At 63.1% G+C, this 15,810-nt stretch carries 12 protein-coding genes; 5 read left to right on the top strand and 7 right to left on the bottom strand.

Features of this window, described 5'->3' with window-relative positions; genetic code table 11:
• Positions 1 to 294 precede the first annotated feature (294 nt).
• Positions 295 to 1,485 carry an O-succinylhomoserine sulfhydrylase gene (locus PQQ96_RS03445; protein WP_408288778.1) on the top strand — a complete coding sequence of 397 codons (1,191 nt, stop codon included), beginning with the start codon at positions 295 to 297 and terminating at the stop codon, positions 1,483 to 1,485.
• 67 nt (positions 1,486 to 1,552) lie between these two features.
• Here PQQ96_RS03445 and PQQ96_RS03440 read toward each other — a convergent pair whose 3' ends face one another.
• On the bottom strand, positions 1,553 to 2,326 hold the full coding sequence (locus PQQ96_RS03440; RefSeq protein WP_408288776.1) for an AraC family transcriptional regulator: 774 nt from the start codon (positions 2,324 to 2,326) through the stop codon (positions 1,553 to 1,555).
• Positions 2,327 to 2,370: 44 nt separating this feature from the next.
• Positions 2,371 to 2,712, bottom strand: coding sequence for an FKBP-type peptidyl-prolyl cis-trans isomerase (locus PQQ96_RS03435; protein ID WP_006047612.1), 342 nt, complete (start codon positions 2,710 to 2,712; stop codon positions 2,371 to 2,373).
• A 189-nt stretch (positions 2,713 to 2,901) separates the two neighbouring features.
• Here PQQ96_RS03435 and PQQ96_RS03430 point away from each other — a divergent pair, with 189 nt between their 5' ends.
• The 3 genes from PQQ96_RS03430 to PQQ96_RS03420 all read left to right on the top strand — a co-directional run bounded on the left by PQQ96_RS03430 (position 2,902) and on the right by PQQ96_RS03420 (position 5,958).
• A complete protein-coding gene (locus PQQ96_RS03430; RefSeq protein ID WP_408288773.1) occupies positions 2,902 to 3,708 on the top strand; it encodes a sensor histidine kinase in 807 nt (268 codons plus the stop codon).
• 94 nt (positions 3,709 to 3,802) lie between these two features.
• The gene (locus tag PQQ96_RS03425) at positions 3,803 to 5,146 is read left to right on the top strand and encodes a hemolysin family protein (RefSeq protein ID WP_408288770.1); all 1,344 of its coding nucleotides are present in this window, start codon (positions 3,803 to 3,805) and stop codon (positions 5,144 to 5,146) included.
• A gap of 89 nt (positions 5,147 to 5,235) precedes the next feature.
• Complete coding sequence (locus tag PQQ96_RS03420) at positions 5,236 to 5,958, top strand: sulfite exporter TauE/SafE family protein (RefSeq protein WP_408288767.1); 723 nt, start codon at positions 5,236 to 5,238, stop codon at positions 5,956 to 5,958.
• Positions 5,959 to 5,986: 28 nt separating this feature from the next.
• Here PQQ96_RS03420 and PQQ96_RS03415 read toward each other — a convergent pair whose 3' ends face one another.
• A complete protein-coding gene (locus tag PQQ96_RS03415) occupies positions 5,987 to 7,465 on the bottom strand; it encodes a dipeptidase (protein ID WP_408288764.1) in 1,479 nt (492 codons plus the stop codon).
• A 22-nt stretch (positions 7,466 to 7,487) separates the two neighbouring features.
• On the bottom strand, positions 7,488 to 8,117 hold the full coding sequence (locus PQQ96_RS03410; protein ID WP_408288761.1) for a TetR/AcrR family transcriptional regulator: 630 nt from the start codon (positions 8,115 to 8,117) through the stop codon (positions 7,488 to 7,490).
• A gap of 162 nt (positions 8,118 to 8,279) precedes the next feature.
• On the opposite strand from PQQ96_RS03410, the gene PQQ96_RS03405 reads away from it, so the two are divergent.
• Positions 8,280 to 8,729 (top strand): nuclear transport factor 2 family protein, encoded by a 450-nt coding sequence (locus PQQ96_RS03405; RefSeq protein WP_408288758.1) that lies wholly within the window; start codon positions 8,280 to 8,282, stop codon positions 8,727 to 8,729.
• Between the two features lie 81 nt (positions 8,730 to 8,810).
• Here PQQ96_RS03405 and treY read toward each other — a convergent pair whose 3' ends face one another.
• From treY to treZ, 3 genes are read right to left on the bottom strand one after another with little or no spacing between them, the layout of a single operon-like run.
• Positions 8,811 to 11,672: a malto-oligosyltrehalose synthase gene (gene treY, locus PQQ96_RS03400; RefSeq protein WP_408288755.1), complete on the bottom strand. Its 2,862-nt coding sequence runs from the start codon at positions 11,670 to 11,672 to the stop codon at positions 8,811 to 8,813.
• Entirely contained in the window at positions 11,669 to 13,870 is a 2,202-nt protein-coding gene (gene malQ, locus PQQ96_RS03395; RefSeq protein WP_408288752.1) for a 4-alpha-glucanotransferase, read from the bottom strand. The genes treY and malQ overlap by 4 nt, the downstream gene beginning before the upstream one ends.
• Positions 13,867 to 15,786, bottom strand: coding sequence for a malto-oligosyltrehalose trehalohydrolase (treZ, locus tag PQQ96_RS03390; protein ID WP_408288749.1), 1,920 nt, complete (start codon positions 15,784 to 15,786; stop codon positions 13,867 to 13,869). The genes malQ and treZ overlap by 4 nt, the downstream gene beginning before the upstream one ends.
• Positions 15,787 to 15,810 lie beyond the last annotated feature (24 nt).

The raw sequence follows: 15,810 nt of genomic DNA, 5'->3' as shown, positions 1-15,810 counted from the left end.
CTCATGGCGTGGCCCGCTGCACGCCACGCCGCGAGCGTGTTAGCATGATGGCTTGCGTCGATTTGATCTCAGCTTGCGGACGCGGGGCAACCCAAAACAGCTAAAGCGAAAGGTGGAAAAAGCCGCAATCATCCGCCTCCGCTCCAGCTTTCCCCCGCACATGAAGCCCGCTTATGCCGACGCAAAAGCGGGCTTTTTTGTTGCTGCCGTTCGGCGTGATGCGCGCTTCCCACGTGAATCACGTGAGCCGTAGACGCCGAACCCAGTCATGGAACATTGGAAACCAGAACTAACATGGACGACTCCCTGAACTTCGATACGCTGGCAGTCCGCTCGGGCACAGTGCGCAGCGACTTCAACGAACATTCGGAAGCGATTTTCCTGACCTCGAGCTTCGTCTTCGCGAGTGCCGCGGACGCCGCCGAAAAATTCAAGAATTCCGAAGACAACTACACCTATTCGCGCTTCACGAACCCGACCGTCTCGATGTTCCAGGACCGTCTGGCCGCGCTCGAAGGCGGCGAAGCGTGCATGGCCACGGCTTCGGGGATGGCCGCAATCATGTCGGTGGTGATGTCGACGCTGCAGGCCGGCGACCATCTGGTCAGCTCGCAGGCGCTGTTCGGTTCGACGCTCGGCATGTTCTCGCAGATCTTCAGCAAGTTCGGCATCACGACGACTTTTGTCGATCCGACCGATCTGGAGGCCTGGAAAAACGCCGTGCGTCCCGAGACGAAGATGTTCTTCCTCGAAACGCCGTCGAACCCGCTGACCGAGGTCGCCGATATTGAAGCGATCAGCAAGATCGCGAAGTCGGCCAACGCGATATTCGTGGTCGACAACTGCTTCTGTAGCCCGGCTTTGCAACAGCCGCTGAAGCTCGGCGCGGACGTCGTGATGCACTCGGCCACCAAGTTCCTCGACGGCCAGGGGCGTGTGCTTGGCGGCGCGCTGGTCGGCTCGAAGCAGTTCATCATGGACAAGGTGTTCCCGTTCGTGCGCAGTGCTGGGCCGACCTTGTCCGCGTTCAACGCATGGGTGCTGCTCAAGGGCATGGAAACGCTGTCGCTGCGTGTTGAGAAGCAGTCGGCGAATGCACTCGAAATCGCCCGCTGGCTCGAAACGCATCCGGCCGTGAACCGCGTGTTCTATCCGGGGCTCGAATCGCATCCGCAGCACGCGCTGGCGATGCGTCAGCAGAAGGCGGGCGGCGCGATCCTGTCGTTCGAACTGAAGGGCGATACGCCTGAGCAGATGCGCGCGAATGCCTGGCGTGTGATCGACAACACGAAGATCTGCTCGATCACCGGCAACCTCGGCGATACGCGTACCACCATCACGCATCCGGCGACCACCACGCATGGTCGCGTGACGCCGGAAGCGCGCGCGGCGGCGGGCATCAGCGAAGGGCTGATCCGTCTTGCAGTGGGTCTGGAAAACGCCGGCGATATCCGCGGCGATCTGGAGCGCGGTCTGACGGGTTAATCACGCCAGGCAGGTTGTAGCAGGAAACGCGGGCTGCCTTTTCAGGTGGCTCGCGGATTGCGCGAACTCAGTGGCGCAACGCGCGCCATTGACCGGGCGCCAGCCCGAAACGCCGCGTGAATGCGTGCGTGTAAGCGCTTTGATCGCCGAAGCCGATTTCCAACGCGATATCGCTGAGCGACAGGCGCGGATCGGACAGTAAGCCAAGAGACGTATCGAGCCGCAGACGCTGCAAATAGCGATGCGGCGTTTCGCCGAAGGCGTCGATAAAAAGCTGATGAAAGCGCCGCATGCCGAAGCCGCAGTGCGTGGCGAGGTCGGCGATACGCAGCGGTTCCGACAGATGCTCGCGCAGCCAGCGGTCGATGCGCGCGAAGTCGAGGCCAGGCGCGTGTGTCCCGGTCATAGTGCCGGCGTCCGCCACTAACGCAGCGCCCAATCGTGCGGCTGCGTCCCATTGAAAACGCCGGGTGTCCAGCTCGTCGGCTTGCACGCCCCCTGTGGCGTGCGCCGCAATCCGATGCACGAGTTGCGTGAGCGAGGCATCTACCGTCACGGCCCGTGCGCGGTCGAAGAGACGTTCCGGCACGGCCAGCGAGGCGGCCGGCAGATCCAGCACCAACTGCCGGTTCTCGCCGACGCCCGCGTAATCGTGCCGCGCTCCAGCCGGGATGAGCCACGCAGAACCGGCGTCGATCTGTTGCGCGACGCCGTCTACCGCCATCACCATCGCGCCGTCGAGCCCGAGCACGACCTGGTGAAAGTCGTGCACGTCCGACGCTTCGATCGCGCCGTAACGGCGCAGCGAAACGCTAGGTGCAGTGACGGCGGCATGACCCATTGGCGAAGCCCGATTACAAAATACAGAACAGCACAGCGAAAAACTTAAACGTCGAGCAGTTCGACTTCGAACACGAGCGTTGCATTCGGCGGAATCACGCCGCCTGCGCCACGCACGCCATAGCCGAGTTGCGGCGGAATCGTCAGCTTGCGCGTGCCGCCAACCTTCATGCCTTGCACGCCTTCATCCCAGCCCTTGATGACCATGCCGCCGCCCAGCACGAACGCGAACGGGTCGTTGCGGTCTTTGCTCGAGTCGAACTTCTGGCCGTCGGTCAGCCAGCCGGTGTAGTGCACGCTGACGGTCTTGCCGGCAACCGCTTCGGCGCCAGTGCCTTCAACGATGTCTTCGTATTTCAGGCCGGATTCGGTAGTCACAGTCGACATGTGTCGCTCCTTAGGTCAAAAACGTAAAAACCGACATTGTAGGCGTGTTGGCGTCGCATCGCCCAGGATTGCCGCGTGGCATGCGGTTTGCGTCCACGTTGGCCATCCGGCCAGGCTGGTTGCGCTGGGCGGCATGCCTATAATGGGACTTCTTTTAACAATTCATGTACCGCCTGAGAGGGCTCGATCGTGACAACGTCTTCCACCGGGGCCACCGGCGCACAGCCGGCTATTTCCGGCTTCGCCGTTTCCGAACGCACCGCGCATCTGCGCGCGGAGACCGCGCTGTTTATGCGCGATCACGTGCTGTCGCTGGTGTCGCACGACTTGCGTGGTCCGCTGAACGCCATCCATAGCTGGGCGTACGTGCTCGAGCGCAAGCTCGATGCAAACGACCCCAACGCGCAGCGCGCCGTCACCGGGATTCGAAGCGGCGTGGACCAGCAGGTAAAGTTGCTGGAGACGATTATCGACGCCACGCGGGCCGGAACCAAATCGCTGGCGCTCGCTTGTGCGACGTTTCCGCTGCATCCGCTACTCGATGAAACCGTTGCAGAAGTCCGCTCCGGATTGGCGCGCACGCGTGGCGTCGACGTGACGGTCGAGTCGCAACTCGCCACCGAGCAGGGCAACGGCGACCGTGAGCGCCTGGCCGCCGCGCTGTGGGTGATGCTCACGTTTGCCGTCGAGGCGAGCACGGAGGGCGCCGCGGTCACGCTGGCCGCACGCGCGGATGCCACCAGGTGGTACGCCACCGCCACCTTCAAGCCGAGCGCCGCCGCACTGGACGATCCTGCGCTGCCTCATTTGCTGGAAGTCTTTGCCCGCAAGCAGGCGCGCGAACCGCGTGAAGCCAATCGGATCGCGTGGGTGTTCGCGCTGTGCAAGCGCGTCGCGGAAGCGCACGGCGGCAGTTTCGAGCAAAGCGACATACTTGAGAGCGAAACTGCTACGCTCGCGCTGCATGTGCCGCTGAGTGCGACGACCGCAGCGTGAGTGTCGGCCGTCGCCGTGCATTCCTGTGCGCGATTAACTTTCATTCAGCTTTCGCCCTCTATACTGACAACTTTAGTTGCCGGAGCCCTTCGCTTTGATCCAGGTTGTCGCCCTTATCGGTGCTTTGTTTCTCGTTGCCCTCAACGGATTTTTCGTCGCCGCCGAATTCGGTCTGGTGAAGCTGCGGCAGACCCGTGTGCAGAGCCTTGCCGCCAAACACGGTATGCGCGGGCGTTTGCTGGCGAAGGTGCATGGGCGGCTCGACGCCTATCTGTCCGCCTGTCAGCTCGGTATTACGCTGGCGTCGCTCGGACTTGGTTGGATCGGTGAGCCGGCGTTCGCGGAACTCCTCACGCCTGTCTTCAGCCTGCTGGGTGTGGAATCGGAGAAGCTGATCCACGGTATCTCGCTGTTCTTCGCGTTCTCGTGTATTTCGTTCCTGCACATCGTGGTGGGCGAGCTAGCCCCGAAATCTCTGGCGATTCGCGAGTCGGAAAAGGTTTCGCTGTGGGCCGCCACGCCGCTCTACGGCTTTTACTGGGCGATGTACCCGGCGATCTGGGTGCTCAATTCCAGCGCCAATGCGGTGTTGAGACTCGCGGGTCTGGCCGCGGACCACGGCCACGATTCGCATTACTCGACCGACGAACTCAAGCTGATCCTGCGTGGCCGCCACGCCAACGTCGCGACTGAACTCGGTTCGCCGGATGGCGCCTATAGCCAGGACGAATGGAACACGATTGCGCATTCGCTGGATTTTTCGCGCATGACCGTCTCGGATCTGATGCGCCCGTCCTATGAAATGGTCGGCATGCGGCGCGATTTGCCGTTGCGCGAAAACATGCAGGTGGTGGCGCGGCACCGCTTCAGCCGCTATCCGCTGTTCGAAGACGCGTCCGGCGAGCGCGTGGCCGGCATGATCCACTTGAAAGACCTGCTGCTGGCACGGCACGCGGGGAGCACGCTCGACGACCTCTCCAAATATGCGCGGCCCGTACAGTATGTGAAGCCGGACATGCCGGCGCTCGAACTGTTTCGCCGCTTCCGCAAGGGTGCGCCGCACTTCGCGCTGGTTGGCCACAAGAACGCGAAACCGATCGGCTTTCTGACGCTGGACAATCTGCTCGGCGCACTGGTTGGGCAGATCCACGACGAATTCCGCCAGGGCGACGCCGACTGGACGCGTATGGACGACGGCACGTTGATGGGCAAGGGGAGTTTGCCGGTGGTGTCGCTGGAACGCGCGCTCGGGATCGATATCGACGAGGGCAAGGCCGAATCGGTCGGCGGCCTCGTGATTCAGGCGCTCAACGATTTGCCTACCGAAGGGCAGCGCATTGAGTTCGATCGCTTCGACGTGGTGGTCAAGAAGATGAAGGGGCCGCGGATTGTGCTCGTGCGCGTGTATCCGAAGACCTTCGACGATGAAGGCGGCTAATGGGCTTTAATCGGCTTCTGCACTGAATCCGTCCCAGGTCACTGAAACATTGCTCGGGTAAAATCGTCGTCCATACCACCGGGGGCGATATGGGATATTTGCTGGTGCTGGGCGTCGGTTTGCTGGCGGGCACGCTGAGCGGCGTGATCGGCACGGGCTCGTCGATGATGCTGATGCCCGTTCTCGTAATGCTGTTCGGTCCGCAGCAGGCGGTACCGATCATGGCGATCGCCGCGATCATGGGCAACTTCGGCAAGATCCTTGCGTGGTGGCGCGAGATCGACTGGCGAGCCTGCGGCGCTTACTGCGTGACTGCGGTTCCAGGCGCCGCGCTGGGCGTGCGGACGCTTCTTGCGTTGCCGCCCCACGCGGTCGAACTTGCGTTGGGATTGTTCTTTGTCGCGATGGTGCCGACGCGGCGCTGGCTGGCGCGACGCGCTATCAAATTCACTTTGTGGCAGCTTTCGCTGATCGGCGGCGTGGTGGGTTTTCTCACCGGCATCGTCGTGTCCACCGGGCCGATTACGGTGCCCGTGTTTATGTCGTATGGCCTTGTTAAAGGCGCTTTTCTTGCGACCGAAGCGGCCGGATCCCTGGCTGTCTACGGCACCAAAGTCGCGGTTTTCAAGCATTTCGGCGCATTGCCATTGCATGTGGTGATCGACGGTTTGATCACCGGCACGGCACTCATGATCGGGTCTTTTTCCGCGCGGCTGATTGTGGTCCGGATGAGTCCTGCGGTTTTCAAACTTGTCGTTGATGGGTTGATGTTGTCGTCGGGCGTTTCGTTGCTGTGGGCGGCAGGGCGCTAGGTTCCTCTTAGCGAAAAGGTGTGGAACATCACCCCACCGACGCCTGAAACACCCTCTGGTAGTTGCCCCCAAGAATCGCCCCGACTTCCGCTTGCGAGAATCCCGCCTGTAACAGCGCACTGGCCAGATCGGGCAACTGCTTGTAGCTCGTGAACACGGGGGGTGAAATAAACCCGAGCATGTCTGTCCCGAGGCCGACATGTTCCACCCCGACGACATCCGCCATGCGCTTGACGCCCTCGGCCATCGCATGCAAATCGCGAAACGATCCTGAGCTCGGCCAAACGCCAATCACGCCACCCGTACCGGCGATCATCCGCGCATGATCCGGCGTGATGTGCCGGCTTCGCGCACTCGGATGCGTGGCCAATGCCGAATGCGAGAGCACCAGTGGCTTGGTCGACGTATCGGCCGCGCGCTTCACCAGGTCGTAGGTGCCGTGCGCCACGTCCACGACGATTCCCAACGCATTACAGCGCTGTACCACCTGCACGCCGATGTCCGTGAGGCCGCCATGCACCGGCGGCTCGGTCTGGATATCGCCCAGTTCATTCACGCGATAGTGCGTCAGTTGCAGATGCCGCAATTGATGCTTCGTGTACGCCTCATCGACACGATCCACCTGGCCTTCGAGAAAATCCGAGCCTTCAGCGGAGATGATCGCGCAGGGTCCGAGCGGGCCGAGCTTCGTTAGCGACGCCGTATCTGTTACCACTCGAATCTGCTCACGTTCGACCAATTGATGCGCGCGCAGGAATTCAGTCTGGCCGAGCGCATACAGTTCGCCCGGCTGTGGCTCGCGCCATGCTTCGAAACGCTTACGGTTATCCGCCACACGCGTGACGGTCGTATCGGTGACGATCGCCAGGCAGATGACATTCATGCCGCCGGCGCGCATCGGCGCGGCCAGCGGGATAAACGGACGGTTTGCGCCGATCACCGGATTGCGTGACACGATCACGCGGCCACCGTGGCTGTGCATGTCGATGGTGAGCATGCCGGGAGGCGCTTGCCATGCCGGTGCGGTTTCGGATTGTGCGGATTGTGCCGGTTGCGTTGTCTGTGCCGTCTGTGTCGTTTCGGCGTGGGCCTCGGTGTAGCCGGCAAAGCGCCCGGGCGCACAGGCCGTCAACCCAAGCGCCGCGCCTGATGCCAGAAACGCGCGCCGGCTAAATCGACGCTGTGGCGCGTGCGGAGGATCGAGCGGCATTGCATCGACTAACCGATAGCGCCAGCCCGCAGGATCGTCGAGCAGACGAACCAGCCGGCCGCGCAGAGCCAGCGCCTCAGCCTGTGGCGCGAGCGGCATGGCCATCTGCACTTCGATCGATGTCAGCGGATTGCGCGGCACGCAGCCCCCACAGCATGGCTCGTCGGCGCTCAGCAAGAAGTAATCGACTGCGTCCGCTTGCGGGTCCAGTGGAATCATCCAGCCTGATATGTCGACACGCGTGCCGTGCAAGGTGTCAGCACTTCCACTCTGAATACTCGGCCAGTCGATCTGCATCGGTGTTCCTCTCGAGTACGGCTTACTTGCGGGCTGCTGTGGCCCGGCTCTTATCGGCAGTCAGCGCGCCGACCATGCTTTCAACGAGCTTCAACGCTTCGGCTTTCAGTGCAACGGGGTCGTCCGCGCCGTCGAGCAATTGTGCCGCTTCGCACACCATGCTGCCGATCATGCGCGCGGCGAGGTAGGCCTTTGCTTTTTCATGGCCAGTGGTCTGGTCCGTCAGCGCGCCGATGAGCAGACCGTAGACGTGCGCTTCTTCGATCTCACGGCACCGCGCCGGGCCGAGCACGGCGGGCGCGGTTTCAATGACGAGTTGCCGGTAGGCGGGTTCGGTGCAGACCTCCAGGAATTCGCGAATGCCCGCGCTCATCTGTTTTGCTGGTGGAGCGGCAACAGCTGCGGATTGGACTTTTGACGCGGCGCTCGCCTGGAGAGACTCGACCAGGGCGTCGAACAGTTCGGCTTTGTCAGCGAAGTGGTGATAGAAGGCGCCGCGAGTGACGCGTGCGCTGCGTGCGATGGCTTCTATTCCGACTTGCTGGTAGCCCTGTGAGGTGAATAGCTCCCCCGCAGCGGTCATGAGCGCCTGACGGGTCGCGTCCGCGTATTCCTCGCGACGGGATCTTGGGGTGGGATCTGCTGTCGGCATCGGGTTCGATTTTTATCCCTTGATTTTTCACATTCTGATTGTAGTATACATACACGGTGTATGTGAAAATCGTGTTGTATGTTTAGATTGCCTTTGGCTGCGGCTTGGATGCATGGGCAAAACAACACCGTAGGTAAGCAACCCATTCAGGAGCAAACCCACATGACGTCAGCAGAAAAATACCTTCCCCCGACCGCGGAGCAGTTAGCCAATGCCCGGACAGCAGTGCAACGCTTCGCCTCGGAGTGGCAAAACCCCGTGGCCGATAACCTCGAAGATCTCATGCACGAGGACACACAAAACCTGATCCCACCCATGACGGAACCGGCTAACAGGGCTGGCGTAATCGAACACTTCCGTCAGGTCCTAACTCAACTCCCGGACTTGAAGGTAGATGTCCTTCAATGGGCGCCTACGGGCGACGCCGTCATGATCGAATGGCAGGCATCAGCCACCGTAGCCGGGCAGGCGCTGAAGTGGCAGGGTGTCGACCGCTTCAACCTGCGCGGTGACCGGATGTACAAAGGGCAGGTGTATTGGGACACGCGGCGAGTGGCGGAGCAGGTGGCCGAGGCAGTCAGACGTGCGCAGCAAGGCGGCTTAGCGGGGTGATGCATCGCCTTGAATGAGACGATAAAAAGGCGGCTAAAGCGTGTGTGCCTGAGCCGCCTTCAACCTTCGACAAATCACAGATCAACTGCGCGGCACACCATCCTCCACCAACACTGCGATAGGCATCGCCCCCAACGCATCGCGCAGATACAGCAAGCCGTTTTCATCGACCTTGGGCGCCGCCGGACTCAACCAGTCGAACAGCGCCCGCCCGGCCAGATCCGCAGGCATCTCGATTGCCGTATCGCCCCATTTGGCCGGATCGACCATCGGCAGATCGCCGTGCTCGCCGAGCAACCCGGCAGCAAGCCGGCTCGCCACCACCACGGCCCACGCATTCCCGTGCCGTCGCGCAAACGCGATCACATTCGACGCATGCGCACCGCGCACCTCGAGCGGCAGATAGGTACTCTGACTCAGTAATTCCGGCAAATGCGCGCGCAACGCCAGCACGCGTTGCACCACCGCGAGCTTCACCCGGCCATCGTGCCAGCTCGCCAGAAACTCTGAAGGTGGCGTCTGTGCCAGCCATGCCCCACGTTTGGCAAAATCGACGGGCCGGCGATTGTCGGGATCGACCAGACTGAAATCCCACAACTCGGTGCCCTGATAAAGATCGGGAATCCCAGGTGAGGTCAGCCGTAACACCGTCTGCTGCAAACTATTGAGAGCACCCGCGCGCCCAATCCGTGCGACGAACGCGGACAACTCGCGCAGGAACCCATCGCGCCGCTGCGGTGCCAGGATATCGAACAGGAAATCGCGGCAGCCGGCTTCATACGCTTCGTCGGGTGCGAGCCAGTTGGTCTGCAGCTTCGCTTCCCGCAGCGCCTTCAACTGCCATTGCGCGACGCGCTCGGCCAGTTCCTTGACGCCCGCTTCATCGTCCGGCTTTAGATCCGGTGGCCAGCAGCCCACCAGGGTCTGATACAGCATCGCCTCAGCGGCGGGGCCAGGCGCCCAATCGTAGCTCGTGTCGTGGCTCACGCTACTGATCGGCTTACCGTCGAGCGCACGCCGATGCGGCGCGTTCAAGGTCGACCACGCACGCAACGTCGCGCTCCAGTCATGAAAAATCTCGCTCAACACCGCAAGCCGCGCGCGCACGTCTTCGCCACGCTTGTGGTCATGCGTTGCCGTGGCGAGCATCGCGTGAGGAAAGCGCTGCGAACGCCCGAGATTCGCCGCATGAAACTGCTCGACTGACAAAGCAAACTCGCCGGGGTCCGAGCCGACCTCGTTGCGCGACAGCAAACGGCCATAGCGATAGCACGCGGTATCTTCAATCGCCTTCGCGGCGACCGGCGCGGTCAATTGCGAAAACAGCGTCTGCGCAGTGCGCCGCGCGGAACCCGCATGACTCGGCGGTGCGCCATTCGGACCCTGCTGCTGCGATTGCGCATTGCCGCGTGTATTCGGCGCTTCTTCCGCACTACCGCCGAGCCACGCATTCACGCGGTCGAGCACCTCATAGTCCGCGCGCGAAAGCGTCTGTCTCGCGCCTGCCAGCGCCTGCTCGAAATACACGTTATCGGCGGCGCTGCGCAGCCCGTTCTGTGGATAGATCCGATACACCGGAAAATGCACAACCAGTTCGGCCAACACCCGCCGTAACGCCGTGAAGGTGAAATCGCGCGTCGTCAGCGAATCGCGGGCAATGCGATGCAACGCACGCGCCGCGCGGTCCAGTTCCGCCGGGAGGTTCTCCGCGAGAATCTTGCGCCGCGCGGCCAATGCTTCGTCGGCGAATCGCGGGCTACGGCCAGTGAGTTCGGCCCATGTCTGCGCCAGCGGCTCGGCGCCCGCCGGATCGTGCAGCAGCGCGCCCACGTCGTTCATGAAATCGTAGCCGGTCGTGCCGTCCACGGGCCAATCGTCGCGCAGCGGCTCGCCGCGGCCGAGAATTTTTTCGACGATCACATACGGCGCCGTGTCGCGCAATTCGGTAAGACGTTGCCGCAGACGCTGACAGTACTCACGCGGTTCAGCAAGACCGTCCACATGATCGATCCGCAAACCATCCACCACGCCTTCCTGATACAGACGGAAAATCAGCGCATGCACGGCCTCGAAGACTTCGGGCCGTTCCACACGCAAGCCGGCGAGCGTCGAGATGTCGAAGAAACGCCGCCAGTTCACGTCGTCCGACGCGGTGCGCCACCACGCGAGGCGGAAGTGCTGCCGTTCGATCAATCGATGCAAACGGTCACGTGTCACCGGATCCGTGGGCGCATACGCTTCGAGCACCAGGTCGATCGCCGAGGCGCCGTTTTGCGCGACGAACTCGCGCAGCATGTCGCGCCCTTCGGCGGCGCGCGGTTGATCGGCCGGTTGTGTTGTCAGACCCTGGAAACGTTCGGCGAGCGCGTTGAGATCGGCGCGGTCGGCGCTCTGCAGAATTGTCGCGTAGTCGATCGGACACACCGGAAACACATGCGGCCCGTAGCCGATATAAAAGCGCCCACTGTCGGCTGAAAAATGCAGCGCAATCCGGCCTGCCGCGAGTTCCTCGCCGTACGGCGCGCCAAGGGTCGGCGCCAGTACCTTGCCGCGCAAGGCCGGGTCGGGCGAATGCCAGTCGACATCGAAATGGCGTGCGTACGTGCTGTGCCGGCCCCATTCGAGGATGTCGAGCCACCACGCATTGCTCGAGCCGCCGACGCCCATGTGGTTCGGCACCACGTCGACGATCAGCCCCATGTTGTGCGCGCGCAGCTTGTCGGCGAGGCGTTTCAGGGCCGCCTCGCCCCCGCATTCGGCGCTGACCTGGCTGTAGTCGACGGTATCGTAGCCGTGCATCGAGCCCGGCTCGGCGGTGGTGATGGGCGACGCGTACACGTGGCTGATGCCGAGCGCGGCGAAGTAGTCGACATGCTTCGCGGCATCGTCGAAGGTAAAGCCTCGATGAAACTGGAGGCGGAGCGTGGAGCGCGGGACGGTCATGGCGTATCAGGCTCCGAAGAAGCGTTGGAAGAAGCCGCAACCGTTGCGCCGCGGCGCGCGCGGTCGACGGCCAGCAGACGATCGCTGAACGTGCCGTCGTCGAACAGTTCGTCGATGGGCAAGGCCACGCGGCGGCGCCAGTTCGGATGCTGATCGATCGAGCCCGGCAGATTCGGCTGCTCGACCAGCGCGAGCAAATCTTCCAGCGGGAACGTGACGAGCGGCCCGGGCGTCGCGGCGACGAAGGCGAGCGCTTCATCCACGGGTGCCTTGTCGGGCGGCGGCGCCTGGACGTCTGGCGCGGCGACACCGGCTTGCTGGAACGCGCGCCATAACAGAGCGCGATCGGCGGCGCGTTCTTCCTGCGCCACTTCTTCCGCGTCGCGGCCATCGGCGCGCGCCATCGTCTGTCCAATCCTGTTGCGCCACGTGATGTCGCTGCCGCGCCACCAGCCCGCTACGGTCGGCAGATCGTGGGTGGTCGTGGTGCCGACAGCGTTGCGGTCCCACGCGTGCGGTGGCTTGAAGCCCTTGCCGCCGTCCGCGTTTTCAAACCACAGTACGCGAATACCGGCGAGGCCGTGTTCGTTGAGTCGCTCGCGAAAACCGGGCGGCACGGTGCCGAGATCTTCGCCGATCACGATTGCGCGATGCCGCCACGATTCGAGCGCGATCAGCCGCAGCAGGTCTTCAAGTGGATAGCGCAGATAGGCGCCGTTACGTGCGCTCTCGCCTTCGGGCACGAGCCACAGGCGCCGCAAACCGAGAATGTGGTCGATGCGGATGCCGCCCGCATGCGCGAACGCGGCACGCAGCATGTCGATGAACGCCGAGAAGCCCTGCGTGCGCATCGCGCGTGGCGAGAAGGTAGTAAGACCCCATGCCTGGCCGGCCTGGTTGAACAGATCGGGCGGCGCGCCCACCGAAATACCTTGCAGCATGTCGTCACGGTACGACCATGCATGGCTGCCGGCACTATCGCAGCCAACGGCCAGGTCGGCGATCAGGCCGACGGCCATCCCGGCGTCGGTCGCGGCATGCTGCGCGTGCGACAAACCCTTGGCGGCGAGCCATTGCAGAAACAGATGAAAATCGACTTCATGCCGATGCGCGTCGGCAAAGGCTTCAACTTCCGGGCTGCGCGGATCACGCAATGCCTCAGGCCAGTTGCGCCAATGGCCGTTGCCGCCCGCTTGAGCCAACTGCACGGCCTGCAGCGCTTCGAAACGCGCGTGATCTTCCAGCGCGCGGCCGGCACGTTCGCAGAAGCCGCGGAATTCGAGCGCACGCGGCGTGTCGTGCGCGCGTTCCTGCGTGCAGAAGTTCTCGTACAGCACGCGTAAAACCTTCAGCTTCAGCACGACCGCGTTCGGCCAATCGATCAGCGGCAGGTCTTCGAGTGCCGACCATGCGCCGGTGCCCTGCGCGGTATCGAGCGCGGCGCGCGCGGCGTCCGCGCCGAACACCGCGGCGGGATCGATATGCGTGACGTTCAGCCACAAACGCGACGACGGCGAATACGGACTGAAGCGGTTCGGCTCGGCGCTGAACATCGCGTGTGTCGGACTGACGGCGAGCGCATGCGCGCCGCGCTTCGCGCTTTCAATCGCCATTTGCGCGAGAGCCGTATAGTCGCCGATGCCGCCATCGCCCTTGCGGCGCAAGCCGTATAACTGCGCGGCAATGCCCCACAGCGACGGCGTTTGCGCCGCGGCACCGTCGTGCAGCGTGCGCCACGCATCGGCGACGGTATAACAGCGTGACGGCGCCACGGCCAATGTCACGCGTTGCTCGTTGATCACCAGCGTGTGATAACCGGGTTCGTCGATCGGTGCGAGCAACGCTTCCTCGCCTTTGGGCGCTGTGAAGCGGCCGTCGATGATCGACCCGCTTTCAAGTTCGATCCGGTAGTGACTGCCGGATTTGATCGCGGCGGCAGGCAGTGCGATGCCGCGTTCGACCTCGGCGGTCATCAACGGCGGCAGTTTGCGACCGGACAGTTCAGCATCGAGTGCGGCGGCGCTGTGCCGGATTTGCGTGGCGTTGCCGCATGGCAAGCCCATCCGGTCGAGCAGCACGGCGAGCGTGCTCTCCGGCACATGCTGCGTCGTATGGTGCGCATCCCGCCACTCGACCTCGAAGCCGGCGCGCGTGGCAAGGGTCACGATCGTATCGTTTGGACGTCGGGTCGCACTCACGCGTGGCGCTCCTGTTGGCCCGCGATGCGAGCATCGTGGCCGATGGCATAGTCGCTGACGTCGCCGGTCACCCACGCGACAAATGCGTACGACGGCAACGCCTTGGCGTCAACCTGTTCGCGTACGCGCGGCGGCGTTTCGAAAATCACTTTGCCGGCAGGCAGATCGGGAAACGCCACGTTCTCCTTTGAGAGATTCAACGCGATCGACAAGGTCTCGCCATCGCCGAGTCTCCAGCGGGCGATCAGCGCATTGGCGTTCCCGCCGTTTGCGGCGGTCAGCACGGTCGAGCCGAGCGCTTTGGCATGTTTCAGGCGTGGCGTGATCAGCTTCGCCCGCACGGCGAGCGCGGATTTGTAGAAGTGCATCCAGTCGAGCCGGTCTTTCGCGTCGTCATCCGCCGCGGAGCCTTGAACAGGTTCCGGTGGTGACGATGCGGCAAAGGTCTTCACGTCGTTTGGATCGGGAATCTGCGCGCGACGTTTCTCGTCGCTGAACGCCGAAAAACGGGCGAATTCGCGGCGCCGCCCTTCGCGCACGGCGTCGGCGAGCTCGCCGGTGTAGTCGGTGAAAAACAGGAACGGCTGGGTTGACCCGTATTCCTCGTCCATGAACAACAGGGGGACTTGCGGCGACAACAACAGCAAACCGGTGGCGGCGCGCAAGGCATCGTCCGACGTCAGCTTGCGCAGGCGCTCGCCCAATGCGCGATTGCCGATCTGATCGTGATTCTGCAAGAACATCACGAACGAGGTGGGCGGCAGATGTCCGCTCGATTCGCCGCGTGGCGCACCGTCGTGAATCGGCGAGGGGTCGCCCTGATACGCGAAGCCTTCCGACAACACGCGCGCGAGGCGGCGGATCGGCTGGTCTTCGTAGGCGTGGTAGTAGCCTTCGGTTTCGCCCGTTAGCAGGACGTGCAGCGTGTTGTGCGCGTCGTCGTTCCATTGCGCGTCGAAATGCGTGTCCAGCAGGCTCGCGCTGTTGTGTTCGTTTTCCAGCACCAGATGCACATGCCGCCCGTGCTGCACTTTCGTGCGGATATGGTCGGACAATTCGCGCAGCCACGCATGATTGCCGATGGCATGCACCGCGTCGAAACGCAGGCCGTCGAGGCGATATTCGTTGATCCAGTAGACGGCGTTGTCGACGAAGAAGTCGCTCACTTCACTGCGGCTGAAGTCGATCGCGGGGCCCCACGGCGTGTGCGAGCCCTCGCGGAAAAACGAGCGGGCGTATTGGTGCAGATAATTGCCGTCCGGGCCGAAGTGGTTGTAGACCACGTCAAGAAACACCATCAGGCCGAGGCCGTGCGCGGCGTCGATCAGCGCTTTCAGTTCTTCGGGGCGGCCGTATGCGGAATCGGGCGCATACGGCAGCACGCCGTCGTAGCCCCAATTGTGTTTGCCGGGAAAGTCATTCACCGGCATCAATTCGATGGCCGTCACGCCGAGCGCGGCAAGTATAGGCAAACGCTTCTGCACCCCCCCGTAGCCGCCCATTGCGCCGACGTGCAACTCGTACAACACCGTTTCTTCCCATGGGCGGCCGTGCCAGCTGGTGTGTTCCCAGCGATACGCGCGCGGGTCGATCACTTCGCTCGGGCCGTGCACGTCTTGCGGCTGGAAGCGCGACGCAGGATCGGGCACCGCATGCTCGTCATCGAGCCGGAACCGATACAGCGTGCCCGCGCCGCCGTCGACGGTTGCTTCGAACCAGCCGTTGCCGGCGGGTGTCATGTCATGCGCGCCTTGGGCGGGTCCGTTTTCGATTTCCACCTGGACGGCCTTGCACGAAGGCGCCCAGAAACGAAACCGCGTGCGCGGGTTCGCGCCTGTCGCGCCCAGCAACTGTGCGCCGAACGGCAGGCAATGCGCGTGATGATGCGCGTGAGGATCAATCGGACTTTCGGACATGATTCATCACCATTCGGTTTTGCT

The organism is Paraburkholderia sediminicola, from assembly GCF_046027825.1.
GTDB lineage: Bacteria > Pseudomonadota > Gammaproteobacteria > Burkholderiales > Burkholderiaceae > Paraburkholderia > Paraburkholderia sediminicola_D.
This window is presented reverse-complemented; position numbering and strand designations above follow the sequence as displayed.

Coding starts and splice junctions, on each gene's coding strand:
- PQQ96_RS03445 (WP_408288778.1), top strand. CDS start 295: ATGGACGACTCCCTGAACTTCGATACGCTGGCAGTCCGCTCGGGCACA.
- PQQ96_RS03440 (WP_408288776.1), bottom strand. CDS start 2,326: ATGGGTCATGCCGCCGTCACTGCACCTAGCGTTTCGCTGCGCCGTTAC.
- PQQ96_RS03435 (WP_006047612.1), bottom strand. CDS start 2,712: ATGTCGACTGTGACTACCGAATCCGGCCTGAAATACGAAGACATCGTT.
- PQQ96_RS03420 (WP_408288767.1), top strand. CDS start 5,236: ATGGGATATTTGCTGGTGCTGGGCGTCGGTTTGCTGGCGGGCACGCTG.
- PQQ96_RS03415 (WP_408288764.1), bottom strand. CDS start 7,465: ATGCAGATCGACTGGCCGAGTATTCAGAGTGGAAGTGCTGACACCTTG.
- PQQ96_RS03410 (WP_408288761.1), bottom strand. CDS start 8,117: ATGCCGACAGCAGATCCCACCCCAAGATCCCGTCGCGAGGAATACGCG.
- PQQ96_RS03405 (WP_408288758.1), top strand. CDS start 8,280: ATGACGTCAGCAGAAAAATACCTTCCCCCGACCGCGGAGCAGTTAGCC.
- treY (WP_408288755.1), bottom strand. CDS start 11,672: ATGACCGTCCCGCGCTCCACGCTCCGCCTCCAGTTTCATCGAGGCTTT.
- treZ (WP_408288749.1), bottom strand. CDS start 15,786: ATGTCCGAAAGTCCGATTGATCCTCACGCGCATCATCACGCGCATTGC.